The 26,118-nt window shown below is 59.7% G+C and carries 20 protein-coding genes; 12 read left to right on the top strand and 8 right to left on the bottom strand.

Translation table 11 applies throughout. The features are described from left to right. Positions 1–167 precede the first annotated feature (167 nt). On the bottom strand, positions 168–2,165 hold the full coding sequence (gene tkt / locus I9H07_RS01045; protein WP_024672587.1) for a transketolase: 1,998 nt from the start codon (positions 2,163–2,165) through the stop codon (positions 168–170). A gap of 259 nt (positions 2,166–2,424) precedes the next feature. Here tkt and I9H07_RS01040 point away from each other — a divergent pair, with 259 nt between their 5' ends. The 4 genes from I9H07_RS01040 to I9H07_RS01025 all read left to right on the top strand — a co-directional run bounded on the left by I9H07_RS01040 (position 2,425) and on the right by I9H07_RS01025 (position 7,142). Then, positions 2,425–3,420, top strand: a complete 996-nt coding sequence (locus I9H07_RS01040; protein ID WP_236424119.1) for an ArsR/SmtB family transcription factor — start codon at positions 2,425–2,427, stop codon at positions 3,418–3,420. 20 nt (positions 3,421–3,440) lie between these two features. After that, positions 3,441–4,631, top strand: a complete 1,191-nt coding sequence (metK, locus tag I9H07_RS01035; protein WP_002555698.1) for a methionine adenosyltransferase — start codon at positions 3,441–3,443, stop codon at positions 4,629–4,631. 363 nt (positions 4,632–4,994) lie between these two features. Beyond that, positions 4,995–6,677, top strand: coding sequence for an NAD-dependent DNA ligase LigB (gene ligB / locus I9H07_RS01030; protein ID WP_236424121.1), 1,683 nt, complete (start codon positions 4,995–4,997; stop codon positions 6,675–6,677). A 54-nt stretch (positions 6,678–6,731) separates the two neighbouring features. Continuing rightward, complete coding sequence (locus I9H07_RS01025; RefSeq protein ID WP_236424123.1) at positions 6,732–7,142, top strand: DUF1090 domain-containing protein; 411 nt, start codon at positions 6,732–6,734, stop codon at positions 7,140–7,142. A 54-nt stretch (positions 7,143–7,196) separates the two neighbouring features. Here I9H07_RS01025 and I9H07_RS01020 read toward each other — a convergent pair whose 3' ends face one another. The 3 genes from I9H07_RS01020 to I9H07_RS01010 form a co-directional block, all read right to left on the bottom strand. Next, positions 7,197–7,598, bottom strand: a complete 402-nt coding sequence (locus tag I9H07_RS01020; RefSeq protein WP_024675046.1) for an MAPEG family protein — start codon at positions 7,596–7,598, stop codon at positions 7,197–7,199. Positions 7,599–7,712: 114 nt separating this feature from the next. Further along, complete coding sequence (locus I9H07_RS01015; protein ID WP_058391927.1) at positions 7,713–9,104, bottom strand: heavy metal sensor histidine kinase; 1,392 nt, start codon at positions 9,102–9,104, stop codon at positions 7,713–7,715. Continuing rightward, positions 9,101–9,775 carry a heavy metal response regulator transcription factor gene (locus I9H07_RS01010; protein WP_058391928.1) on the bottom strand — a complete coding sequence of 225 codons (675 nt, stop codon included), beginning with the start codon at positions 9,773–9,775 and terminating at the stop codon, positions 9,101–9,103. Before I9H07_RS01010 ends, I9H07_RS01015 begins: the two co-directional genes overlap by 4 nt. A gap of 252 nt (positions 9,776–10,027) precedes the next feature. Here I9H07_RS01010 and I9H07_RS01005 point away from each other — a divergent pair, with 252 nt between their 5' ends. From I9H07_RS01005 to I9H07_RS00995, 3 genes are all read left to right on the top strand, one after another. Continuing rightward, positions 10,028–11,254 (top strand): TolC family protein, encoded by a 1,227-nt coding sequence (locus I9H07_RS01005; RefSeq protein ID WP_058391929.1) that lies wholly within the window; start codon positions 10,028–10,030, stop codon positions 11,252–11,254. Between the two features lie 67 nt (positions 11,255–11,321). Beyond that, positions 11,322–12,587, top strand: coding sequence for an efflux RND transporter periplasmic adaptor subunit (locus tag I9H07_RS01000; RefSeq protein ID WP_236424125.1), 1,266 nt, complete (start codon positions 11,322–11,324; stop codon positions 12,585–12,587). A 24-nt stretch (positions 12,588–12,611) separates the two neighbouring features. Continuing rightward, positions 12,612–15,749: a CusA/CzcA family heavy metal efflux RND transporter gene (locus I9H07_RS00995; protein WP_236425894.1), complete on the top strand. Its 3,138-nt coding sequence runs from the start codon at positions 12,612–12,614 to the stop codon at positions 15,747–15,749. Between the two features lie 71 nt (positions 15,750–15,820). On the opposite strand, the gene I9H07_RS00990 is transcribed toward I9H07_RS00995, so the two are convergent. After that, positions 15,821–17,146 (bottom strand): OprD family porin, encoded by a 1,326-nt coding sequence (locus tag I9H07_RS00990; RefSeq protein WP_024675041.1) that lies wholly within the window; start codon positions 17,144–17,146, stop codon positions 15,821–15,823. 387 nt (positions 17,147–17,533) lie between these two features. Next, the gene (locus tag I9H07_RS00985) at positions 17,534–17,752 is read right to left on the bottom strand and encodes a hypothetical protein (RefSeq protein WP_236424605.1); all 219 of its coding nucleotides are present in this window, start codon (positions 17,750–17,752) and stop codon (positions 17,534–17,536) included. 215 nt (positions 17,753–17,967) lie between these two features. Here I9H07_RS00985 and I9H07_RS00980 point away from each other — a divergent pair, with 215 nt between their 5' ends. Together I9H07_RS00980 and I9H07_RS00975 are read left to right on the top strand one after the other, a co-directional pair. After that, positions 17,968–18,297 (top strand): DUF2790 domain-containing protein, encoded by a 330-nt coding sequence (locus I9H07_RS00980; RefSeq protein WP_024655886.1) that lies wholly within the window; start codon positions 17,968–17,970, stop codon positions 18,295–18,297. A 278-nt stretch (positions 18,298–18,575) separates the two neighbouring features. Beyond that, a complete protein-coding gene (locus tag I9H07_RS00975) occupies positions 18,576–19,832 on the top strand; it encodes a cation:proton antiporter (protein WP_058823821.1) in 1,257 nt (418 codons plus the stop codon). A gap of 1 nt (position 19,833) precedes the next feature. On the opposite strand, the gene I9H07_RS00970 is transcribed toward I9H07_RS00975, so the two are convergent. Continuing rightward, complete coding sequence (locus I9H07_RS00970; RefSeq protein WP_024675038.1) at positions 19,834–20,733, bottom strand: AraC family transcriptional regulator; 900 nt, start codon at positions 20,731–20,733, stop codon at positions 19,834–19,836. 284 nt (positions 20,734–21,017) lie between these two features. On the opposite strand from I9H07_RS00970, the gene I9H07_RS00965 reads away from it, so the two are divergent. From I9H07_RS00965 to I9H07_RS00955, 3 genes are all read left to right on the top strand, one after another. Next, positions 21,018–22,334: an ABC transporter substrate-binding protein gene (locus I9H07_RS00965; RefSeq protein ID WP_058391934.1), complete on the top strand. Its 1,317-nt coding sequence runs from the start codon at positions 21,018–21,020 to the stop codon at positions 22,332–22,334. Positions 22,335–22,373: 39 nt separating this feature from the next. Beyond that, positions 22,374–23,147, top strand: coding sequence for an L-iditol 2-dehydrogenase (locus I9H07_RS00960; RefSeq protein WP_024675036.1), 774 nt, complete (start codon positions 22,374–22,376; stop codon positions 23,145–23,147). Between the two features lie 131 nt (positions 23,148–23,278). After that, a complete protein-coding gene (locus tag I9H07_RS00955) occupies positions 23,279–24,103 on the top strand; it encodes a DeoR/GlpR family DNA-binding transcription regulator (protein ID WP_058823820.1) in 825 nt (274 codons plus the stop codon). A gap of 101 nt (positions 24,104–24,204) precedes the next feature. Here I9H07_RS00955 and typA read toward each other — a convergent pair whose 3' ends face one another. Then, positions 24,205–26,025 carry a translational GTPase TypA gene (typA, locus tag I9H07_RS00950; RefSeq protein WP_024675034.1) on the bottom strand — a complete coding sequence of 607 codons (1,821 nt, stop codon included), beginning with the start codon at positions 26,023–26,025 and terminating at the stop codon, positions 24,205–24,207. Positions 26,026–26,118 lie beyond the last annotated feature (93 nt).

Raw genomic sequence — 26,118 nt, 5'->3', positions numbered from 1 at the left:
GGGATGGATCAGGTTGCGTAGAGCTCAATATGCGTAGTGATACATGTGTAGGAGCGGACGGGGCAACGCTTCGCTTGTCCGCGAATAGGAACACTCGGTGTATCTGATTTACCGAGTTGCTCCATTCGCGGACAAGTCCGCTCCTACACAGACCTTCACATAGCCAATCAGTCCTCCAGCAGCTCTTCAGCAATGCTCAGGACGTTTTCCAGCGTGAACCCGAACTCTTCGAACAGCGCTGGTGCAGGGGCCGACTCACCGAAGGTGGTCATGCCGATCACGCGGCCTTCCAGACCGACGTATTTGTACCAGTAGTCTGCGTGCGCGGCTTCGATGGCGATACGTGCGCTGACCTGAAGTGGCAGGACTTCCTGCTTGTACAGCGCATCCTGAGCTTCAAAGATGCTGGTGCACGGCATGGAAACCACGCGAGCCTTGCGGCCCTGAGCGATCAGTTTGTCGTAGGCCTCAACAGCCAGACCCACTTCCGAACCGGTCGCGATCAGAATCAGTTCAGGCTCGCCAGCGCAGTCGCGCAGCACGTAGCCACCACGAGCGATGTTGGCCAGTTGGGCCTCGTCACGCGCCTGGTGAGTCAGGTTCTGACGCGAGAAGATCAACGCCGATGGACCGTCGTTACGCTCGATGGCGTGCTTCCAGGCCACTGCCGATTCAACGGCATCGGCCGGACGCCAGGTGTCCAGGTTCGGCGTGGTACGCAGGCTGGTCAACTGCTCGATTGGCTGGTGAGTCGGGCCGTCTTCGCCCAGACCGATGGAGTCGTGAGTGAACACGTAGATCACACGCTTCTTCATCAGCGACGCCATGCGCACTGCGTTGCGGGCGTATTCCATGAAGATCAGGAAGGTTGCGCCGTAGGGCACGAAGCCGCCGTGCAGGGCGATACCATTCATCATGGCGGCCATGCCGAACTCGCGAACGCCGTAGTGCAGGTAATTGCCGTTAGGGTCTTCGCCGGTGATGCTCTTGCAGCCTTTCCAGATGGTCAGGTTGGAACCTGCCAGGTCGGCCGAACCGCCGAGGATTTCAGGCAGCAACGGGCCCAGCGCGCTCAGTGCGTTCTGGCTGGCCTTGCGGCTGGCAATGGTTTCGCCCTTGGCGTTGACTTCAGCCACGTACGCTGCGGATTTCTCGGCAAAGTCGGCAGGCAACTCGCCGCTCATGCGACGGATAAAGTCGTTGGCCAACTCGGGGAATGCAGCGGAGTAGGCAGCAAAGCGCTGGTCCCACTCGGCTTCGACCGCCAGGCCTTTTTCCTTGGCATCCCATTCGGCGTAGATATCAGCCGGAATTTCGAAGGGGCCGTAGTTCCACTTCAGCGCAGCACGGGTCAGGGCGATTTCGTCAGCACCCAGCGGCGCGCCGTGGGATTCTTCCTTGCCCTGCTTGTTCGGCGAACCGAAACCGATGGTGGTCTTGCAGCAGATCAGGGTTGGCTGAGCGCTCTTGCGGGCGGTGTCGATCGCGATCTTGATCTCTTCGGCGTCATGGCCGTCGACATTGCGGATGACCTGCCAGCCGTAGGCTTCGAAACGCTTCGGCGTGTCGTCGGTGAACCAGCCTTCGACTTCGCCATCGATGGAAATGCCGTTGTCGTCGTAGAACGCGATCAGCTTGCCGAGTTGCAGCGTACCGGCCAGCGAGGCGACTTCGTGGGAAATGCCTTCCATCATGCAGCCATCGCCCATGAACACGTAAGTGTTGTGGTCAACGATGGTGTGGCCTGGACGGTTGAACTGTGCCGCGAGGGTCTTCTCGGCAGCGGCAAAACCGACAGCGTTGGCAAAACCCTGACCCAATGGGCCAGTAGTGGTTTCAACGCCCGGGGTGTAGCCGAATTCAGGGTGACCTGGCGTACGGCTGTGCAGTTGACGGAAGTTTTTCAGATCGTCGATCGACAGGTCGTAACCGGTCAGGTGCAGCAGCGAGTAAACCAGCATCGAACCATGGCCGTTGGACATGATGAAACGGTCACGGTCGGCAAACGAAGGATTCTTCGGGCTGTGTTTCAGATAATCACGCCACAGAACCTCGGCGATATCCGCCATGCCCATCGGGGCACCCGGATGGCCGCTGTTGGCTTTTTGCACGGCATCCATGCTTAGGGCACGAATAGCATTGGCACGCTCACGACGGCTTGGCATCGCTGATCTCCTGGGATTGAAAAAATTAGGGGCGGAAAAAAGACGCTCATTTTCCCTCACGGACCGGCCGGGGGCAATGACAGATGTCGACCTTAGGCTCTTTTCCTGCGTTACGGACATTATTTAGCCTGTGAAGACTGGAACACACGGCGACACGACAAGTTCACAGCGCCTGACCGGCACCCGGCCAAGGGCAATATCAAAACTTTTTGATATTGCCCTTGCGGCGTCATGGATCGCTCTCTAGACTGCGGAGCTTATGAACCTGCGCGTGCCTGCAATTCGCCATGACGCATGCGACGACCTTTCTGCATTGTGCAAGGCCGGCGGCGATCCTCTACGGCTGAATGTATTGCGCGCACTGACCAACGATTCGTTCGGCGTGCTTGAACTGGCGCAGATCTTCGCCATTGGTCAGTCAGGCATGAGCCATCACCTGAAGGTTCTGGCGCAGGCCGACCTGGTGGCGACTCGCCGTGAAGGCAACGCGATTTTCTACCGCCGCGCCCTGCCCCACACCAGCTTGCCGGGCGGCAGACTGCACGCGGCGCTGCTGGATGAGGTCGATACGCTGGCTTTGCCGGACGATGTTCAGGGCCGCATCGGCCTGGTGCATCGGCAGCGGGCAATGGCCAGCCAGGATTTCTTTGCCCGCACTGCAGAAAAGTTTCGCGCTCAGCAGGACCTGATCGCCGGTCTGGCGCAATACAGCGAGAGTCTGCTGACGCTGCTCGACAAACTGAGCTTCGGCGCGCAGGCCACGGCTCTGGAAGTAGGCCCCGGCGACGGCGGCTTCCTGCCAGAACTGGCGCGGCGTTTCCGGCAGGTCGTCGCCATGGACAACAGCCCGGCTATGCTGGAGCTGGCGCGCGGCGTCTGTGAACGCAAGGCGCTGGCTAACGTTGAGCTGAGGCTGGCCGATGCACTGAACGACAGTAAAGTCAGCGCCGACTGCGTCGTCCTCAACATGGTGCTGCATCATTTCGCGGCACCGGCCGAAGCGCTCAGGCAACTGGCCGAGCACGTAACACCCGGCGGTAGCTTGCTGGTAACAGAATTGTGTAGTCATGACCAGAGTTGGGCCAGGGAGGCCTGTGGCGATCTCTGGTTAGGTTTCGAGCAGGAAGACCTGGCCCGTTGGGCCATCGCTGCGGGGCTAGTTCCCGGGGAAAGCCTCTATGTAGGCTTACGTAATGGTTTCCAGATCCAGGTTCGCCATTTTCAGCGACCGGCTGGCGACACTCACCATCGGTAAAATGAAGGAAACCCGTAGAGATGAGCGAATACTCACTTTTCACCTCCGAGTCCGTGTCCGAAGGGCATCCGGACAAGATCGCCGACCAGATTTCCGACGCGGTTCTGGACGCTATCATCGCTGAAGACAAATACGCCCGTGTAGCGTGCGAAACACTGGTCAAGACCGGTGTGGCGATCATCGCTGGCGAAGTGTCGACATCGGCCTGGGTCGATCTGGAAGACATCGTGCGTAACGTCATCCTCGACATCGGCTACAACAGCTCCGACGTCGGCTTCGACGGCGCGACCTGCGGCGTGATGAACATCATCGGCAAGCAGTCGGTGGACATCGCTCAGGGCGTTGACCGCAGCAAGCCTGAAGATCAGGGCGCTGGCGACCAGGGCCTGATGTTCGGCTACGCCAGCAATGAAACCGACGTGCTGATGCCTGCGCCGATCACCTTCTCGCACCAACTGGTGCAGCGTCAGGCCGAAGCCCGCAAATCCGGCCTGCTGCCGTGGTTGCGCCCGGACGCAAAATCCCAGGTCACCTGCCGTTACGAAAATGGCAAAGTGGTCGGCGTCGACGCCATCGTGCTGTCGACCCAGCACAACCCGGACGTGTCTTACAAAGACCTGCGCGAAGGCGTGATGGAGCTGATCGTCAAGCACGTCATCCCTGCGCACTTGCTGCACAAAGACACCCAGTTCCACATCAACCCGACCGGCAACTTCATCATCGGTGGCCCGGTAGGCGACTGTGGTCTGACCGGCCGCAAAATCATCGTCGACACCTACGGCGGCATGGCCCGTCACGGCGGCGGTGCTTTCTCCGGCAAGGACCCATCGAAGGTTGACCGTTCGGCCGCCTACGCCGGTCGTTACGTCGCCAAGAACATCGTGGCTGCCGGCCTGGCCGAGCGTTGCGAAATTCAGGTGTCCTACGCCATCGGCGTCGCTCAACCGACCTCGATCTCGTTGAACACTTTCGGCACCGGCAAGCTGTCCGATGACAAGATCATCAAGCTGGTCCGCGACAACTTCGACCTGCGTCCTTACGCAATCACCACCATGCTCGACCTGCTGCACCCGATGTACCAGGCCACTGCGGCCTACGGCCACTTCGGTCGTACCCCGGTCGAAATGACCGTTGGCGATGACACCTTCACCGCCTTCACCTGGGAAAAAACCGACCGCGCCGACGCCCTGCGCGCAGCTGCCGGCCTGTAAAACCCGCCCCGAAAAAAGCCCCGGACGACCTGGTCGTTCGGGGCTTTTTTTCGTCTGGATTATTGATCCTGCGCTGCATGGTAACGACGCTATGGGCGTTCTGCGTCCAATTCTGAGTACGCAGTGCGGCGCAGATTTGTGACGCAGAGCGTCACGAAAGGCATGCCAACGCGGAGCATTGGCACGAGAGGACACAGTCTCGTTCCGCACGCTCCAGCGTGGGAATGCCGTTCTGGACGCTCCGCGTCCGATCTTGGGCATGCGGCGCAGTGCGGTGGAAAAACCCGGTAACCAAGCCACTCGTGTGCAAAGCGAACCGGCAACTACTCTGATCGGGCCTACCCCTAAAGCAAGGATGCTTCGATGTTGTCCACCCTCCGCCTGATGACGTGCGCTCTGGTCTTTCTTCTCCCCGGCCTCGGCCATGCCAGCCAGTGCCCTGACTGGTCTGCCGCCAGGGCAAACAACGAAATAACGGCACTGCAAAAGCAGGTTGCCGAGTGGGACGACAGTTATCACCGACGCGGCATCTCGCAAATCCCTGACGAGCTTTACGATCAGGCGCGGCAGAGGCTGAGCGTATGGCGTGCATGTTTTGCAGTGTCTACGCCTGAATCCAACCCGCTGAAAACCGCAGTCGGCCCACTGGCACATCCTGTCCCGCACACCGGCGTTAACAAGCTGGCGGACGAAGGCAGCGTCAAGGCCTGGCTCAAGGGCCGCAACGATCTGTGGATTCAACCCAAGGTCGACGGCGTGGCGGTGACGCTGGTTTACGAACAGGGCCAGCTGGTGCAGGCAATCAGTCGGGGCGACGGGATAAAAGGTCAGGACTGGACCTCGCAAGCACGACTGATCAAGGCGATCCCTCAGCAGATCCCCCAAACCGAATCCGTGGTCCTGCAAGGCGAGCTTTACTGGCGGCTTGACGATCATATTCAGGCGACGGCCGGCAGCGTCAACGCTCGCAGCAAGGTGGCGGGCCTGTTGGCGCGACAGACGATCAGCTCGCAACAGGCCGACGCCATCGCCCTGTTCGTCTGGGACTGGCCGAACGGGCCAGCGGATATGACTCAGCGGCTCGAAAGCCTGCAAAGCATGGGTTTTGCAGACAGCATGGCTTACACCCACCGGCTGGAGAACTACGCTCAGGCCGCGAAATGGCGTGAGCACTGGTATCGCAATCCCCTGCCGTTCGCCACAGACGGCGTGATCATGCGCCAGGGCAAGCGGCCACCCGCACAGCGCTGGCAAGCCAGTGCGCCTTACTGGATCGCTGCCTGGAAACATCCTTACGCCCAAGCGCTGGCCGAGGTGCGCAAGGTCAACTTCACCATCGGGCGCAGCGGCAGAATCACCCCGGTGCTGGAACTGACACCGGTACGCCTCGATGACCGGACCGTCACCCGTATCAGCACAGGGTCGCTGCAACGCTGGCAGGCGCTGGACATCCGGCCCGGCGATCAAGTGGCAGTGAGCCTGGCCGGCCTGACAATCCCACGACTCGACAGCGTGGTTTCTCGCACAGCCGAGCGAGCGGAAATAAGCATTCCGCAAGCCAGTGATTTTCATGAGTTGAGTTGCTGGCAAGCCACGCCAGGCTGTGAAAGCCAGTTTCGCGCCCGACTGGTCTGGCTCAGTGGCAAGAAAGGTCTCGCGTTGCCCGGAGTCGGTCCGGGAACCTGGGACAAGCTGATTGAAAGCGGCCAGATCGAAGGCTTGCTCGATTGGATGACCCTTAATCACGCTCAGCTTGCTAACATCCCCGGCTTCGCCGAACGCAGTAGCGCTAAACTGCTTGCGAGCCTGCAAACAGCCCGCGAACGGCCGTTTCAGGCGTGGCTCAAGGCCATCGGTCTACCGCCCTCAGGTGACGCGAAACTGCCTGATAACTGGCACGACCTCGCGGCACTCACCGCCGAACAATGGCAAGCCGAACCGGGCATCGGTCCGGGACGGGCAGCGAAACTCAGGGCTTTTTTTCAAGACCCTCAGGTGCAGGCGATAAGCCAGCAATTGCAGGCGCACGGTATTTCAGGTTTCTAGGTAGCGGACGTTCATTTTTCTGTCCGGGTATTGTCATCTTCAAGCGGAGTTCACATGCGGTTTTTATCACCATTGATCCTTTTCACCAGTTGCACGCTGATTGCGAGCACATCGCTGGCCGTCGAGCCGGCAACACCGCCTTCCGAGTGCCTGATCAAAAGTCAGGAGATCAGCAGCAAGATTCAGGACGCCAAGACCGAAGGTAACAAGGCCGAGCAGACCGGGCTGGAAAAGGCCCTTGCCGAGGTCAATGCCAATTGCACGGAGACTTCCTTGCTCAAACAGCGCGAGCAAAAGGTGCTGGACGCCAAACGCGAAGTCAGCCGCCGTCAGACCGATCTGAACAAAGCCATGGACAAGGGTGACCCGGAACGGATCAACAAGCGCAAAGACAAGCTGGCCGAGTCGCGCAAGGAGTTGCAGGATGCGCAGACTGAACTCGAGAAAGTACAGCCGGACGATTGATCGGTATTGGACGTTGCGACGCTGACCATGAAAGACAGCGTCGCAAGGCCATCATCAGGCAGCAGCCGGGAAAGCCGATACACCGAACAGCGCAATGATCAGCCCCATGCCAACCAGCCATACCGCAGAACGCAACGCAGCCAGGTCGGCCAGATAGAAAATGATGTACAGCAGGCGGCTGGTGATAAACAGCACCGCCAGTACATCGATGGTGACCAACTGCGCATTGCCCGCGATGTGCGCAATGATCACCGCCGCTGCAAACGCAGGGGTCACTTCAAAGCTGTTGAGCTGTGCCGCGTGGGCACGTCGTGGAAAACCTTCCAGCTTGTCGAGAAATGCACGCGGGTCATGATTGTGCCCGCTGCCGAATTTGCGGCTACCGAACTTGGCGATGCCGGCACAGATTATCGGCAGCAATATCGCGACCAGCACGCACCAGAAAGCAACTGTCATACGTCCATCCTTATAGGTTCAGCTTCATCGGAAGCATCCGGGCGTTACCCGCTCACAAGCTATGAGCCGGAGGTCAGCGAAAGGTTCTTGAAGAACGACCATCAACCTGACGCATTACATCAGTTTAGGGAAGATCAGGCTGAACGTGGTGAAATGTCCGGGCTCACTCTGAACCGTCACCTGCCCTTCATGCAGGCTCATGATGGAACGCACAATCGCCAGCCCCAGCCCCGTACCGCCCTGCTGCCGGGCGCGACTGACGTGGACCCGATAGAAACGGTCGAACAGTCGCGGCAGGTGTTCGGCGTCAATACCGTCGCCCGCATTGCGCACTGCCAGCGAGACTTCATCACCCTGCGTGGCAAGGGTGATGGTAATCACACTGCCGGACAGACCGTGGCGGATGGCGTTGGAGAGCAGGTTCGAGATCGCTCGCTGGATCATCAGCTTGTCGCCCGATACTTTCGCCGTGCCATTGATCTGTAGCGTGATGTCGCGGTCCTCGGCCGAGGATGAAAACAGCTCGGCGACTTTTTCTGCCTCTTCCCGCAGATCGACAATGTCAGCCGGCAGCGGCGCAGCCGGCTGGCTGACGCTGGCCAGGAACAGCATCTGGCTGATCATGCGCGACATGCGCTCCAGCTCTTCGGTGCAGGACTCCAGTGCCTGCTTGTACTCTTCGGGCGGACGCGGTCTGGAGAGCGTGACCTGCGCCTTGCCCATCAGATTGTTCATGGGCGAGCGCAACTCATGCGCCAGATCGTCAGAAAATTGCGCCAGTTGCTGCACGTCGCCATCCAGCCTGTGCAGCATGAAATTGACTGCATGCGCGAGATCGCGCAATTCGTCAGGCAGGCCATTCACTTTCATGCGATGGGACAGATCTCGAGCCGAGATCAGCGCAGTCACCTTGCGAAACGCCCTCAACGGCCTGAGGCCACGGCGCACCACCCACCAGACGCAAAAGCCGACCAGCAGCAGAATCACGGGCAAGACCATACACGTCGATCTCACATAAGCGTGCAGCAGCTCAGTGTCGCTTTCCCTGTCCATCGACAGCCTGACCAGTATGTCCTGACCGGTTTTGAGGCGTATCGTCTTGTAACCCAGCAGGATCTTGTGACCCTGCGCCGATTTCAGCTCCTGAAAGTCTTGAGGTATCTGTGCGGTATCGGGAACCGGCAGATTGCGCCCCTCCTCGTTACCGACGCTCATCAATTGTTGCCGAGGATTACCCGAGTCGAGAACGGTCAGCGAGAAGCTGTCATGCCCGACGATCTGATCGCGCAGCGTGTGGGGGTATTGAACGATGTCTTCGATCCCCAGAAAACCCTCGCTCATGCTGTGTTCGATCTGCCTGAATTTCTCGCTCAATCCGTCTTCGGCGCGTATATCGAGCTGACGGGAAATCGCCGCGTAGGCGAGCATTTCCATCATCAGCACCAGGCACGCAATCAGAGCAACGACCGTCAACCCGAGACGCGTCGAAAGGCGTGTCGGCGTCATTCACGCACTTCCAGTACGTAACCGACGCCACGCAGGGTGTGAATCAGCTTGGTCTCGAACGGATCATCGATCTTCGCTCGCAGGCGGCGGATCGACACTTCCACCACGTTGGTGTCGCAATCAAAGTTCATGTCCCAGACCAGCGAAATGATCTGGGTACGCGACATGACTTCACCACTGTGGCGCATCAACAGGTGCAGGAGCGCAAACTCCTTGGTGGTCAGGTCGATGCGCTGCTTGCCGCGAAATGCCCGGTGTCGGCCTTGATCGAGCTCCAGGTCGCCGACCTGCAACACCTTGGAAGTGGTGGTCTGCTCACTGCGACGCATCAGGGTGCGGACCCTGGCCAGCAGTTCCGGAAACTCGAACGGCTTGACCAGATAGTCATCAGCGCCCATCTCCAGACCTTTGACTTTTTCCTCAAGCCGCCCCCGCGCCGTGACCATCATGATGCGCGTGTTGACGGTTTTCCTCAGCCGGCTCAACACTTCCCAGCCATCCATCTCCGGCAGGTTCACATCCAGAATCACCACGTCGTAAGCCTGATGCTGCGCGAGATAAAGCCCATCAAGCCCGGTGGCGGCGATATCGACGACATAGCCACTTTCGGTCAGACCTTGATGCATGTACTCGGCCGTTTTCGGCTCGTCCTCTACGACAAGGATTCGCATAACCTGGCTTCCTGTTTGATGAACGGAGGATGACGATGCCGTGCAGTGTACTGAAAAGAAACGCTTATCTCGCTGGATAACAGAATCGTAATTTTCCGGCAATCCCTGTGATAACTCCCATTGCATAAAGTCCTCCCAGCCAACTTCAGCGCCTCGGTGCCTGTTTGTATTTTTGCTTTGATGGGGTGATTTCATGGGACTGGAGAACAACATACGCACTCGGCGTACAGTTGGATTTGCAGGGGGCCCGGCATGAGAGTCGGCGCGTTTTTTCTGTTGTTGTTGCCGTTTGCTGCGCCCGGCGTTGCAGCGGCTCAAGGCATCAGCCTGCCTCAGGCACTGGAAGCCGCTTTTGCCCACAACCCGGAGCTGGCCGCAGCCCAATGGGAGATCGGTGTCGCCGAAGGCGATCGACAGCAGGCGGGACTAATCCCCAACCCGACCGTGTCGTGGGAAGTCGAGGACACGCGACGCAACACCAGCACCACCACCGTGATGCTCAGCCAGGCGCTGGAGCTGGGTGGCAAACGCGGCGCGCGTATCGAAGCGGCCGGCAAGGGGCAGGATGCGGCTCGACTGGAACTTGAACGGCGCGGCAATGAACTGCGCGCCGAAGTGGTTCAGGCCTTCTATGCCGCAGCGCGTGCGCAGGCCGGTCTGGAACTGGCACGGCAATCCCGGGCGCTTGCCGAACGCGGCCTGAGGGTCGCCGAAGGTCGCGTGCAAGCGGGCAAAGTTTCGCCGGTCGAGGCCACCCGCGCACAGGTGCAGCTGGCAGAAACCGACTTGCTGGTGCGCCGCGCCGAAACCCTGAAAATCAACAGCAACCGTGAACTGGCGCGCGCCACCGGCTCGCCGACCGCGTCTTTCGAACGTCTGGATTACACCGATCTGTCTCCCGGCAAATTGCCGCCGACCGCAAAGATGCTGACCGCCCTCAGCCAGTCTGCCGAACTGCGCCTCGCCCAGACCCAGATCGAGCAGCGCGAAGCCGCACTCGGATCGGAACGCGCCAAGCGTATTCCGGACCTGACCGTCAGCGTCGGCAGCCAGTACAGCCGCGAAGAGCGCGAACGCGTCAACGTGGTCGGGCTGTCGATGCCGCTCCCGCTGTTTGACCGAAATCAGGGCAACGTGCTCGCCGCCTCACGCCGGGCCGACCAGTCCCGCGACCTGCGCAATGCCGTCGAACTGAAACTGCGCACCCAGACACAGTCGGCCCTCGATCAGTGGAGCACCGCTGCGCAGGAAGTCGAGTCGTTCAATCAAGTCATTCTGCCCGCCGCGCAACGTGCCGTCGACACGGCGACCCGTGGTTTCGAAATGGGCAAGTTCGGCTTCCTCGAAGTTCTGGACGCACAGCGAACGCTGATTTCGGCGCGCAGCCAATACCTGGAATCACTGGCGACAGCGACCGAAGCGAGAGTCGCCATCGAACGAATTCACGGTGATCTCAACCGGTTCAGCTTCAACCCCTGACTGTCTTTTTCCGCCTACATCGAGCGTATCCAGAGGTGCTGCACGTACCTGATCGCCGGGAGCTTTCATGAATAACAAACGAAGCATTGCCATCGCGTTGGCGGTGGTGGTCATCATTGGTCTGGGCAGTCTGACAGTGAACCAGCAGATGCGGCCCTTCGCCGCTGAAACCGGCTCATCGGGCGATGGGCATTCAGACCAAGAGCACGCCCATGAACCGGAAGAGGCTCACGGCGAAGACAACCATGACAGTGAGCCGAAAAAACCGGGCGCTGCAGCCGCAGAGCCGGCCCACGAAGAAGAAGAGGGACACATCGAGCTGACTGCCGAGCAGATCAAGGCCGCTGGTATCGAGCTGGCAACCGCCGAGCCTCGGCAGATGAGCACGACCGTGACCTTCCCCGGTGAAATCCGCTTCGACGAGGACCGCACCGCGCATGTCGTGCCTCGGGTCAGCGGCGTGGTCGAATCGGTCAAGGTCGATCTGGGTCAGGCGGTGAAAAAAGGCCAGGTGCTGGCGGTGATTGCCAGCCAGCAGATCTCGGATCAACGCAGCGAACTGAACGCCGCCCAGCGCCGTCAGGAACTGGCACGCCTGACCCTGCAACGCGAGAAGAAGCTGTGGGAAGACAAGATTTCTGCCGAGCAGGACTACCTGCAAGCGCGCCAGGACTTTCAGGAAGCCGACATCAACCTCGCCAACGCCCGGCAGAAGATCAGCGCCATCGGTGCCAGTCTCAGCCCTTCCGCAGGCAATCGCTACGAACTGATCGCCCCCTTCGACGCTATGGTCGTGGAAAAACACCTCGGCATCGGCGAGATGGTCAACGAAGCGAGCAACGCGTTCACCCTGTCGGATCTGTCCCGTGTCTGGGCCACGTTTGGCGTATCGCCAAGGGATCTGGACAAGGTGGTCGTCGGGCGTCCGGTGATTGTCAGTGCGCCTGATCTGAACGCGAGCGTCGAAGGCAAGATCGGTTATGTCGGCAGCCTGCTGGGCGAGCAGACCCGTGCCGCCGCTGTGCGCGTGACGCTTGCCAACCCGCAGGGCGCCTGGCGTCCAGGCCTGTTCGTATCAGTAGAGGTCGCCGCCGAACAGACCGGTGTAGCGGTCAGCCTGCCCGAGTCCGCCATCCAGTCGATTGAAGACAAGCCATCGGTCTTCGTGCGCAACGAAGAAGGTTTTCAGCTGACGCCCGTCACGCTTGGCCGCCGCGACGGCGGTCATGTGGAAATCGTCAAAGGCCTGGCCGCCGGTAAGCAAGTGGCCTCCGCTGGCAGCTTCATCCTCAAGTCGGAGCTGGGCAAAGGCTCCGCCGAGCACGCCCATTGATCTGCGTCACACGAGTACACCTCCATGTTTGAACGGTTGATTCAATTCGCGATTGAACAGCGCATCGTCGTGATGCTCGCTGTGTTGCTCATGGCTGGGCTGGGCATCGCCAGTTACCAGAAACTGCCCATCGATGCCGTACCCGACATCACCAACGTACAGGTGCAGATCAATACGTCTGCGCCCGGTTTCTCGCCGCTGGAGACCGAGCAGCGCATCACCTTCGCCATCGAAACCAACATGGCGGGCCTGCCCGGCCTGCAACAGACGCGTTCGCTGTCGCGTTCGGGCCTGTCCCAGGTCACGGTAATTTTCGAAGACGGCACTGACCTGTTCTTTGCACGCCAACTGGTCGGCGAGCGCCTGCAGATCGCCAAGGACCAATTGCCCGAAGGCGTCGACGCGATGATGGGGCCGATTTCCACCGGCCTCGGCGAAATATTCCTGTGGACGGTCGAAGCCCGGGATGGCGCGCTGAAAGAGGACGGCACGCCGTACACGTCGACTGACCTGCGGGTGATTCAGGACTGGATCATCAAGCCACAGTTGCGCAACGTGCCGGGCGTGGCCGAGATCAACACCATCGGCGGGTTTGCCAAGCAGTATCAGATCGCCCCCGATCCGAAAAAACTGGCCGCCTACAAGCTGACGCTGAACGATCTGGTGGCGGCGCTGGAGCGCAACAACGCCAACGTCGGCGCAGGCTACATAGAACGCGGCGGCGAGCAGTTGCTGATCCGCGCACCGGGCCAGCTTGGTACGGTGGACGATATCGCCAACATCGTCATCGCCAATGTGCAGGGCACACCGATCAGGATCAGCAGCGTGGCCGAGGTCGGCATCGGCAAGGAAATGCGTTCCGGCGCAGCCACCGAAAATGGCCGTGAAGTGGTGCTCGGCACCGTGTTCATGCTGATAGGCGAGAACAGCCGCACCGTCTCGCAAGCCGTCGCAGCGAAACTCGCCGACATCAATCGCACGCTACCCGAAGGTGTCGAAGCGGTAACGGTTTACGACCGCACCACGCTGGTCGAAAAAGCCATCGCGACGGTCAAGAAGAACCTGATCGAAGGCGCGATTCTGGTTATCGTGATTCTGTTTCTGTTCCTGGGCAATATCCGCGCGGCGCTGATCACCGCCATGGTGATTCCGCTGGCCATGCTGTTCACCTTCACCGGCATGTTCACCAACAAGGTCAGCGCCAACCTGATGAGCCTGGGCGCGCTGGACTTCGGCATCATCGTCGACGGCGCGGTGGTGATCGTCGAAAACGCCATTCGCAGGCTGGCGCATGCCCAGAAAAAATACGGCCGCATGCTGACTCGCTCCGAGCGTTTCCACGAGGTATTCGCCGCCGCCAGAGAAGCACGTCGACCGCTGATTTTCGGTCAGTTGATCATCATGGTCGTGTACCTGCCGATCTTCGCCCTCACCGGCGTGGAAGGCAAAATGTTCCACCCGATGGCTTTCACCGTGGTGATCGCCCTGCTCGGCGCGATGATCCTTTCGGTGACCTTCGTACCCGCCGCCATCGCCATGTTCGTCACCGGCAAGGTCAAGGAAGAAGAAGGCTTGGTGATGCGCACCGCCCGCCAGCGCTACGCACCGATACTGAGCTGGGTACTGGGGCATCGTGCCATTGCCTTCAGCATGGCGTTCGTTGTAATCGTGTTGTCCGGGTTCACCGCCAGCCGCATGGGCAGCGAGTTCATTCCGAGCCTGAGCGAAGGCGACTTTGCCTTGCAGGCGCTGCGGGTGCCTGGCACCAGCCTGACCCAGTCGGTGGACATGCAACAGCGTCTGGAAAAAGCCATCATCGAAAAAGTGCCGGAAGTGCAGCGTGTGTTCGCTCGTACCGGGACCGCCGAAATCGCCGCCGACCCGATGCCGCCCAACATCTCCGACAGCTACGTGATGCTCAAGCCGCAAAGCGAGTGGCCTGATCCGGACAAATCCCGAGAAGCCTTGATCGCCGACCTGCAAAAGGCCGCCGCTACGGTGCCGGGCAGCAACTACGAACTGTCTCAGCCGATCCAGTTGCGCTTCAACGAACTGGTTTCGGGAGTGCGCAGCGATGTGGCGGTGAAGGTATTCGGCGACGACATGAACGTCCTGAATCAGACTGCAGCAAAAATCGCCGCCACGCTTCAGAAGGTGCCGGGTGCATCAGAAGTGAAAGTCGAGCAGACCACCGGCCTGCCGGTGCTGACCATCAATATCGATCGCGACAAGGCCGCGCGTTACGGCCTCAATGTCGCCGACGTGCAGGACGCCATCGCCATTGCGCTGGGCGGGCGTCAGGCGGGCACGCTGTATGAAGGGGATCGCCGTTTCGACATGGTGGTGCGCCTGTCCGAGCAACTGCGCACTGACGTGGACGGGCTTTCCAGCCTGCTCATTCCGGTACCCGCGAGCGCCAGCAACCAGCAGATCAGCTTCATCTCGCTGTCGCAGGTCGCCAGCCTCGATCTGGTGCTGGGCCCGAACCAGATCAGTCGCGAGAACGGCAAGCGCGTGGTGATCGTCAGCGCCAATGTGCGCGGTCGCGACCTTGGCTCGTTTGTCGAAGAAGCAGGCACCACCATCGAAAACGGTGTGCAGATCCCGGCAGGCTATTGGACCAGTTGGGGCGGGCAGTTCGAACAACTGCAATCCGCTGCGAAACGCTTGCAGATCGTGGTGCCGGTGGCATTGCTGCTGGTCCTCGCGCTGCTGTTCATGATGTTCAACAACCTCAAAGACGGCCTGCTGGTCTTCACCGGCATCCCGTTCGCGTTAACCGGCGGCGTCATGGCCCTGTGGCTGCGCGACATTCCCCTGTCGATCTCCGCAGGCGTAGGCTTCATCGCCCTGTCGGGTGTTGCGGTACTGAACGGCCTGGTGATGATCGCTTTCATCCGCAGCCTGCGCGAAGAAGGCCGCTCGTTGCACGACGCCATCAACGAAGGCGCCATCACCCGCCTGCGCCCGGTACTGATGACTGCACTGGTCGCATCGCTGGGCTTCATCCCCATGGCCCTCGCTACAGGGACCGGCGCCGAAGTGCAGCGGCCACTGGCAACCGTGGTGATTGGCGGGATTCTGTCCTCGACGGCACTGACATTGCTGGTGTTGCCAGCGCTGTATCAGTGGGCGCATCGGCGGGAGGAGGAAGAGGAGTAAACAGGCTACCCGTAGAAAAAAAGCGCCCAGTGGGGCGCTTTTTGCTTATGTCGAAAACACTTTAAGTCAGGTCAAAGCACGCTCAACGGATACTCCACAATCACCCGCACTTCATCCAGGTCCGATTCAAACGCCGTAGCCCGGGTCGTCGCCTGGCGCACGCGCAACGACAGGTCTTTCAGCGAGCCGGTCTGCACGATGTATTTGGCTTCGATATTGCGCTCCCAGCGTTTCTGATCGGTCAGCGGGTTGCCTTGTGCATCGCGGCGCATGTAGGTGCTGTTGGCGTTGGAGTAGTCGGCGTCGGTGCCTTTGCCGTAGCGGGTCATGAACGACAGGCCGGGGACGCCGAAGGTGGACATGTCGAGGTTGTAAGTGAGCATCCATGAACGCTCTTTGGGCGAGTTGAAGTCGCTGTACTGGATGGAGTTGGCCAGGTAAATGGAATCGGACTGCCTGAGGTAGTCGAAATCGTCATCGCCTTCGTTGCGCTGGTGCGACAGCGACAGGGTGTGCGCGCCGTATTGCAGGGCGACTTTCGCACTCCAGATGTCGTTGTCGAATTCGCCGAGCAGCTTTTTGCCTTCATCGGTAGCGTTGTAGTAGTTCAGGCTGCTGGTCAGCGACAGGTCATCGGAGAGCGGCAGCACGTAGGAGGCCGAGGCGTATTTCTGATCCCAGGCGTCTTTCAGGCGGCTGGTGTAGAGGCCAAGGCTCAGTGCGTCGGTGGCCTGGTAATCACCGCCGAAGTAGGCAACCCAGGGAGAGTCGACCGCGCCGCCGTAGAAGGTCACGAAGCCGTCGCGCATGTTGCTGGAGACCGGCTGGCTCATGGAGTGCAAGCGACCGCCTTGCAGGGTCAGACCGCTGATGCTGTTGTTGATCGCCGTGACGCCACGAAAGCTTTCCGGCAGCAGGCGCGAATCACCGAATGCAACCACCGGCGTCGAGGGGAAAACATCGCCCACATTGACGACGGTGTCGAAGGCCCTGGCCTTCAGCGAGCCGCCGACTTTGCTGTACTCGTCGCGGGCATTGCCTTGCCCATCGACCGGCAGCACATCGAATGCGCTGCGCCCGCCATTGCGTCCATCACCGGTGTCGAGCTTGATGCCGATCATGGCAAAGGCATCGACCCCGACGCCGAACGTACCCTGGGTGAAGCCTGACTGGAAGCGCCCGATGATGCCCTGCGCCCAGGCTTCGGAGTAGCCGTTGCCGGTAGGGCTGGACTCGCCGTTGCGGTGATCCCGGTTCATGTAGAAGTTGCGGTTGAGTACGGTCAGCGTACTGCCTTCGATGAAGCCTTCTTTCTGCTCTTCCGCAAGTGCCGCAAAAGGCGTTATACCTGCGAAGGTCGAACACAGGGCCAGTGAGAGTGTTCTGAGTTGAGTCATGTGCGCTCCGATTGATCGGCAGATTGTTTTAAGTGTCGACCTGGCTGTTTTTATTAAACCGAGCGCTGCCAGTGGGGCACAATCTTGAAGCGGCGAAGATAACGCCAAGGTGACGGGAAGATTACAAATAGGAAAGGAAGCGCACTGCAGCGTGTGTTAGTTCGATAAAACAAAACACGCTTTGGCCAGATGCGACTAGATATTCAATAGCGGACGCGGAGCGTCCAGAATTGCGCTCCCACGCTGGAGCGTCGGAGCGATACCGAATCGGCGTTTTGCGGGAATAAAAAAAAGCGCCCCGAAGGACGCTTAAAGATTCGCCCGGACCAAAGGAGCTGGGAGCTGCCAAAGGGCGAATGGGGGTGCAGCGGGTCGAGCATCAAGGCATCAGCCTTCAGACTTGGTTGGCTGCTCAGCCTTCTTGTCGTCTGAGTTGACGTACCGCTCGCCCGGGGTGCTGTTCTGCTCCTTGAAGCGCATCTCTTGTGCCAGGCGCATCTTGTCAGCGGCCGTGCTTGCATACTCGTTGCCGTCGTCGGCAAATGCTGCAGTACCGGACAGGGCAGCTACTGCGAAAACCATCGACTTGATCAGCTTCATCATCATTACCTCTTGGGTTGAAAGTGGTTCCTGAAAAGCGCGTTGCTCGTCAGGGATGAAACAAGCTTACGCCCGGACAACTAACAGGAAGGTGAGCAGACAATGACAATACTGTTAGAAAACTGACATCTTGAAGATTGCCGATTTGTAATGTTTCAGCCACTTTCTGGTTAGCACCTGCTTGTTAAGGTTGAGCCACATTCAAACGGAGACAAAAGAAAATGCGCACAGCCAAATCGTTGTTACTTGCTCTGGTTATCCTTTCGCCAATGAGTGCTTTCGCTTACACGACTGATGAAGTCAAGGCCACCACGGTCATCAAGGAACACCAGGCCAGCGTGCAAAAGTATGCCGCCATCCATAACAAGCCGATGCCGGAGATCAAGGAGTACAAGTACGGAATGAAGCTGGACGTCGCCAAAGTCATTCGCAAATCCCCGGATCTGCAGACCTGTAGCGTGATGCCGAAGCTGATGACCTACGAAGACTCCAAGGGCAAGCTGAACACCGTGCAGTACCAGATCCTGAGCGGGTGCAGAAACAGCCAATGATTCTGAACCTGCCAGGGAGGCCACCCAGCGTTACATCCCCCATCAGCCCGGACCATCCTCCGGGCTGATTTTTTTGCGTTGCCCTCCCGCTTGAACCCTGTTTACAGCCCGCCGCCTGACCGCTTATTCCCACCTTCCTTGCAACATCACCGGCTTTGCGTGGTCAACGCAGACCCTGCTGTGTCTTGTCGCCATGTGCCTGGATGCCCGTCCGGTCCATCCAACACAGGCTCGGTTACGGTGATCGAGTAACTGCAACTACGGATTTGGAATGACCGATGCTTGAACTCGCTGCTGGTTTTATCTGCCTCACTGCGCTGCTGACCTATGTGAACTATCGTTTTATCGGTCTGCCTCCCACCATCGGTGTGATGGTGACAGCGCTGATGTTCTCGTTACTGCTGCAAGGCCTGAGCTTTCTGGGCTACCCCGGTCTGGAAGACCGCGTCCAGCAATTGATCGGCCAGATCGACTTCGGCGACCTGTTGATGAACTGGATGCTGTCCTTTCTGCTGTTCGCAGGGGCCTTGCACGTCAACCTGGGTGACTTGAGGAACTATCGCTGGCCCATCGGCCTGTTGGCGACCTTCGGTGTGCTGATTGCCACCACCGTTATCGGTGCGCTGGCCTACTGGATCTTTGCTCTGTTCGGCTGGCATGTGAGCCCGCTGTACTGTCTGCTGTTCGGCGCACTGATTTCGCCTACCGACCCGATTGCGGTGCTTGGTGTGCTGCGAACCGCCAATGCGTCCAAGCCGCTCAAGACCACCATCGTCGGTGAGTCGCTGTTCAATGACGGCACGGCAGTGGTGGTGTTCACCGTATTGCTGGGCATTGCGCAACTGGGCGAGACGCCCACGGTCGGCGAAACCGCGTTGCTGTTTGCCCACGAAGCGCTCGGCGGAGTGCTGTTCGGCGGCCTCATCGGTTACGCCGTGTACCTGATGATCAAGAGCATCGAGCAGTATCAGATTGAAGTCATGCTGACCCTGGCGCTGGTGATCGGCGGTTCGGCCATGGCCTCCGAGCTGCATGTCTCCGGCCCCATCGCGATGGTCGTGGCCGGTCTGATCATCGGCAATCTGGGGCGCAATCTGGCCATGAACGACATGACCCGTCGTTACATGGACGGTTTCTGGGAGTTGCTGGATGACATGCTCAACGCGCTGCTGTTCGCGCTGATCGGCATGGAGCTGTTGCTGCTGCCGTTCTCGTGGCAGCATTTGATTGCCGCCAGTCTGCTGGCTGTGGCGATCCTGCTGTCGCGCTTTGTCACCGTGGCCCCGGCCATTCTGCTGCTGCGGCGCTGGCGTAAAGTGCCGCACGGCACGATTCGCATCCTGACCTGGGGCGGCTTACGCGGCGGCGTTTCGGTAGCGCTGGCGCTGGCCCTGCCCACCGGGCCGGAACGCGACCTGCTGCTGAGCATCACTTACATCGTGGTGTTGTTGTCGATCCTCTTGCAGGGCCTGACCATCGGCAAGCTGGTAAAGGCCGTCACCCGCGCCCCGCAGGCAAAAGACGACGCGCACTGATTCACGTTGCTGCAGCGGCGCGCCGGTACTCACTGGGCGTCTGCTGCATTTCCACGCGAAAGTGCCGGTTGAAGTTGGACAGGTTGGCGTAGCCGACTTCGAAGCAGATGTCCGACACCGACATCTCGCTGTGCAGCAGCAACCGGCAAGCCCGCTGGACCCGCAATTTGCGCATCAGATCGATGAAACAGTGGCCGGTGGTGCGTTTGAAGAAGCGCGAGAAACCCGGATCGCTCATGTCCAGTTGCCGGGCAATCACTGACAACCGGATATCGCTGGTCAATTCCTTGAGCAGATAATCGAACGCCTTGTTGATCCGCTCCGAGCTGCGCGCATCCAGGGTCGGCGCATACCAGGCGCTGGCCAGCAGGCGAACCTCCTGCGCAGGCGCTTTCATCAGCGTATTGACCAGTTGCAGGAACAGAATCAGCCGCTCCAGACCTTGTGCCGGGCCGATCTGCTCCAGCAGGCGCGCAGCCTGTACAGCCGTCGCCCCGGTGAACTCCAGCCCGCGACGCGCCTGCTCGAACAGGCGCTGCAAGTCGCCCATTTCCGGCAACGTGCCGCGTAGCGCCAGCAGCGCTGCACCATCGAACTGCAACACCACATCCCGCCCGGCCAGGTGTTCACCGGGGGCCAGATCGCCGATCCAGTCATGGGGCAGATCCGGACCGATCAGCGCCACATGACCGGCGCCGAACTGTCCGATGTAATCGCCGGCCACCAGTTTGCCGCTGCCTTGGCGGATCAGATGGATTTCGAATTCCGGATGGTGGTTCCAGCGCGCCAACGCGTAAGGATAGTCGTGCTCATACCAGCGAAAGCAATGGTCTGGCTGTGGGAGGATGACTTCAAGCTCGGCGGGACGCTGCTCGAACAAGGCCGCTCGACTGTCAGGCACTGGATGCCCCTTTTATCGTTATGAATGCGCTATGGACACTTGAACATACGCCCTCCCGACCGGCCAATGCTAGCTCGCGCTCAAATCGACACTGATACTTTTTTGCTTTCTGACCACCGGGCGGCACTCGGTTAAAAAAGTATCAGTCAGGCGTTTCTGCTGCGTTTGTTCAGCGCAGCACAGGCTGCTGTAATCGGGACGTCCACCAGGCCGTTCAGTGCAGCCGTGGTCAACAACAAAAACAATAGCTCCCGCCCGCAAGGCGCGGAGTGGAGAGCACTACGATGAACATCCAGAAAGCGCTTTTCCTGTCCGCAGGCGTTTCGTTCGCCTTCCTCAGCCTGGCCGCTCAGGCCGCCGAAACCGTGACCATTGCCACGGTGAACAACGGCGACATGATCCGTATGCAGCGCCTGTCGAAACTCTTTGAGCAGCAGCATCCTGAGATCAAGCTCAACTGGGTGGTGCTTGAAGAAAACGTCTTGCGCCAGCGCCTGACCACCGACATCGCTACGCAGGGTGCCCAGTTCGACGTGCTGACCATCGGCACTTATGAAACGCCGCTGTGGGGTGCCAAAAAGTGGCTGGAGCCGATTACCGGCCTGGCCCCGGAATATGATCTGGAAGATATCTTTGCCTCGGTACGTCAGGGTTTGTCAGTCAACAACACCCTGTATGCCCTGCCCTTTTATGGCGAAAGCACGATCACCTATTACCGCACCGATCTGTTCAAACAGGCGGGTTTGAGCATGCCAGAGCATCCGACCTGGACGCAGTTGGGCGAATTTGCGGCAAAGCTACATCAGCCCGACAAGGGGATTTACGGCATGTGCCTGCGCGGCAAGGCCGGCTGGGGTGAGAACATCGCGCTGCTGAGCACCATGGCCAACGCCTTCGGCGCGCGCTGGTTCGATGAGCAGTGGAAACCCGAGCTGACCAGCCCGGAATGGAGCAACGCTGCGAATTTCTACGTCAATACCCTCAAGAATTACGGCCCACCGGGTGTGTCGAGCAACGGCTTCAACGAAACCCTTGCGCTGTTCAACAGCGGCAAATGCGCCCTGTGGGTAGACGCCAGCGTGGCCGGTTCCTTCACCACCGACAAGGAGCAGAGCAAGGTGGTCGACAGCGTCGGCTTTGCGCCTGCGCCGGTTGAGGTGACGGACAAGGGCTCGTCATGGCTGTATGCCTGGTCGCTGGCAATACCGGCCACCTCGAAGCACAAAGACGCAGCCAAGGCCTTCATCACTTGGGCTACGTCCAAAGACTATATCCAGCTGGTCGCCAAGACGGATGGCATCTCCAACGTACCGCCCGGTACCCGCACGTCCACCTACAGTGAGGCTTATCTTAAGGCTGCGCCGTTCGCCAAGGTCACGTTGCAGATGATGCAACACGCCGACCCTGCGCAACCCTCGGCCAGGCCGGTGCCTTACGTTGGCATCCAGTACGTGACCATTCCCGAGTTTCAGGCCATCGGCACCTCGGTCGGCAAGTTGTTCTCTGCTGCCGTGACCGGGCAGACCACCACCGAGCAGGCACTCAGCGCCGCGCAGGCCGTCACTGAACGCGAGATGAAACGCGCCGGTTATCCGAAATAACCCGGCAGCCCTCAACTGTATTGGACGGACGATAAACCCATGAAACGACTAGACGGTAAAAGTGCGCTGATCACCGGATCGGCGCGAGGTATTGGGCGGTCTTTTGCGCAGGCCTACATTCGCGAAGGGGCCAGTGTGGCCATTGCCGACATCAATCTGCAGCGCGCACAGGCCACGGCGGCTGAACTGGGGCCGAACGCTTATGCGGTCAGCATGGACGTAACGGATCAGGCGTCCATCGATCAGGCCATCGCCGCCGTCGTCGCGCACAACGGCAAGCTGGATATCCTCATCAACAACGCGGCGCTGTTCGATCTGGCGCCGATTGTCGAGATCACCCGCGAAAGCTATGAGCGGCTGTTTTCAATCAACGTCGCCGGCACGCTGTTCACCTTGCAGGCGGCTGCAAGGCAGATGATTGCCCAGGGCCACGGCGGCAAGATCATCAACATGGCCAGCCAGGCCGGTCGCCGAGGCGAAGCGCTGGTGGCGGTATACTGCGCGACCAAGGCTGCTGTGATCAGCCTGACGCAATCGGCCGGTCTGGACCTCATCAGGCACGGCATCAATGTGAATGCCATTGCTCCGGGCGTGGTCGACGGCGAGCACTGGGACGGGGTCGATGCGATGTTCGCCCGTTATGAAAACCGGCCGCTGGGCGAGAAGAAAAGGCTGGTGGGCGAGCAGGTGCCCTATGGGCGCATGGGCACGGCAGATGACCTGACCGGCATGGCGATCTTTCTCGCCTCCAGCGACAGCCAATACGTGGTGGCCCAGACCTATAACGTCGACGGCGGCAACTGGATGAGCTGAGGGGCAACCGGTGCGCAGATGAGCCGCACCGCGCAAAAAAGCCGGGTCGACGCTTCCATTGCCGAAGCGATTGGCTAAGATGCGCGGACCGCCTGCTGCCTGGGGCGGCTCATTGATGCACAGGAGCACGCATGTCCACTGAAGAGGAGATCGCCATTGCCGGCGGTACACCTATGATTCCCGATCAACGCCGGGAGCTGATGCTGCGTCAGTTGCGCAAGCATCAGGTACTCAGCGTTCATCAGTTGATGGAGATGTTCGACTGCTCGCACATGACCATCCGCCGCGACATCGCCGTGCTGGAACAGGAAGGCCGGGCCTACTCGGTGACTGGCGGCGTGCGCATCGCCAGTCAGGTACACAGCGAACCCAGCCATCAATCGAAAGCCGTCGTCGAGCTGCCGCACAAGCAGGGCATGGCGCGGCTGGCAGCGGGTTTGCTGCACCCGGACATGACGATCTATCTGGACGCGGGCACCAGCACGCTGGAGATCGTGCCGCATATCGTTGCGTTGTCAGGCATGACCGTGGTGACCAATGATTTCGGCGTGGTCAATGCGCTGGCCGACGCCGCGCACGTGGATGTGATTCACACCGGCGGCCTGCTCGATCATCCGAACCGCTCCAGTGTCGGCGGGCTTGCCGCCGCAACGTTGCGCCAGCTGGCCACCGACGTGGCGTTCATGTCGACCAGCTCGTGGGACCTGCAACGCGGCACCACCACACCCTCGGCATTGAAGGTCGAGGTCAAGCAGGCGGCGATGCAGTCCGCTTCGCAAACCGTATTGATCGCCACCAGCTCCAAATACGGCACCTTCGGCATGTACAAGGTGGCCGGGCTGGAGCAGTTCGACACCATCATCACCGACGCAGCGCTGGCCGAAGCCGCTGCGGACGGTATCCGCAAGCAGCGCATCGAGTTGCTGCTGGCGCCCGTGGGCGGCCGTTCCAAGTAACGTGCTGCCGAGCTGGCGGATGCCAGAGGCCACAAATGGCAGGCATAAAAAAACCCGGTCTCGCGACCGGGTTTTTTGTGTCTAGCCGACTAACTGATTACTCAGTTGCCCGACTTCTTGGCAGCGCGAGTACGCTCGCTTTCGCCAAGGATTTTCTTACGCAGGCGGATCGACTTTGGAGTCACTTCGCAGAGTTCGTCTTCTTGTACGAATTCCAGCGCTTGTTCCAGAGTGAAACGGATAGGCGGAACCAGAGCGATGGTTTCGTCTTTACCGGAAGCACGCATGTTGTCGAGCTTCTTGCCTTTGGTTGGGTTGACACCCAGGTCGTTGTCGCGGCTGTTGATGCCGACGATCTGACCTTCGTACACGTCTTCGCCATGACCCAGGAACAGCTTGCCACGGGCTTGCAGTGTTTCCAGGGAGTAGGTCAGCGCCTTGCCGGTAGCAACCGAAACCAGAACGCCGTTCTGACGGCCGGACATGTCGCCAGACTTCATCACGTCGTAACGGTCGAAGATGCTGGTCAAGATGCCTGCGCCGGAAGTCAGGGTCAGGAACTCGTTACGGAAACCGATCAGGCCACGTGCCGGGATGTTGTACTCAAGGCGCACACGGCCCTTGCCATCCGGAACCATGTTGGTCAGGTCGCCCTTACGGATACCGATCTGCTCCATGATCGAACCCTGGGATTCTTCCGGCAGGTCGATGGTGACGTTTTCGAACGGTTCGTGCTTGACGCCATCAACCATGCGGATGATCACTTCAGGACGGCCGACACCCATTTCGAAGCCTTCGCGACGCATGGTTTCGATCAGTACCGAGAGGTGCAGCTCACCACGGCCGGAGACCTTGAACTTGTCGGCGGTGTCGCCTTCTTCAACGCGCAGGGCAACGTTGTACAGCAGCTCTTTGTCCAGACGTTCCTTGATGTTACGGCTGGTGACGAACTTGCCTTCTTTACCGCAGAAAGGCGAGTCGTTTACCTGGAAAGTCATGGAAACGGTAGGTTCGTCAACGGTCAGCGGCTTCATCGCTTCAACGTTCTGTGGATCGCACAGGGTGTCGGAGATGAACAGCTCTTCGAAGCCGCTGATGCAGACGATGTCGCCGGCAGCCGCTTCGTCGACGTCGATACGGTGCAGACCGTGGTGACCCATCAGTTTCAGGATACGACCGTTACGGCGCTTGCCGTTGGCATCGATAGCCACAACCTGAGTGTTTGGCTTGACCTTGCCGCGAGCGATACGGCCAACACCAATGATGCCCAGGAAGCTGTTGTAGTCCAGTGCCGAGATTTGCATCTGGAACGGACCGTCACGGTCGACTTTAGGGGCCGGAACGTTATCGACGATGGACTGATACAGCGGAGTCATGTCTTCAGCCATGTCGGTGTGTTCCAGACCGGCAATGCCGTTCAGGGCCGAGGCGTAGACGACTTTGAAGTCCAGCTGTTCTTCGGTAGCACCGAGGTTGTCGAACAGGTCGAAGATCTGGTCCAGAACCCAGTCCGGACGCGCGCCTGGACGGTCAACCTTGTTGATGACCACGATTGGACGCAGGCCGGCTTCGAAAGCCTTCTTGGTCACAAAACGGGTTTGCGGCATAGGGCCGTCCTGGGCATCGACCAGCAGCAGTACGGAGTCGACCATCGACATCACGCGCTCTACTTCACCACCGAAGTCAGCGTGGCCCGGGGTGTCCACGATGTTGATGTGGTAGCCATTCCAGTTGATCGCGGTGTTCTTCGCGAGAATGGTAATACCGCGCTCTTTTTCCTGGTCGTTGGAGTCCATCACGCGCTCATCGTTGAGCTCGCCGCGCTCCAGAGTGCCGGATTGACGCAGGAGTTTGTCTACCAGGGTGGTCTTACCATGGTCAACGTGAGCAATGATGGCGATGTTACGTAGATTTTCGATCACTTGTGTATCTCGATCAGAGGATTCGGTCTGCTGACTGTTTAAGGACAGCGATTACTATTTTGAGTCGGCAAAAGCCGTTACGGCATGACGACT

The organism is Pseudomonas syringae (assembly GCF_023278085.1).
Classification (GTDB): domain Bacteria; phylum Pseudomonadota; class Gammaproteobacteria; order Pseudomonadales; family Pseudomonadaceae; genus Aquipseudomonas; species Aquipseudomonas syringae_Q.
The sequence above is the reverse complement of the archived record's forward strand: the minus strand, read 5'-3'. Positions and strand labels throughout refer to the sequence as shown.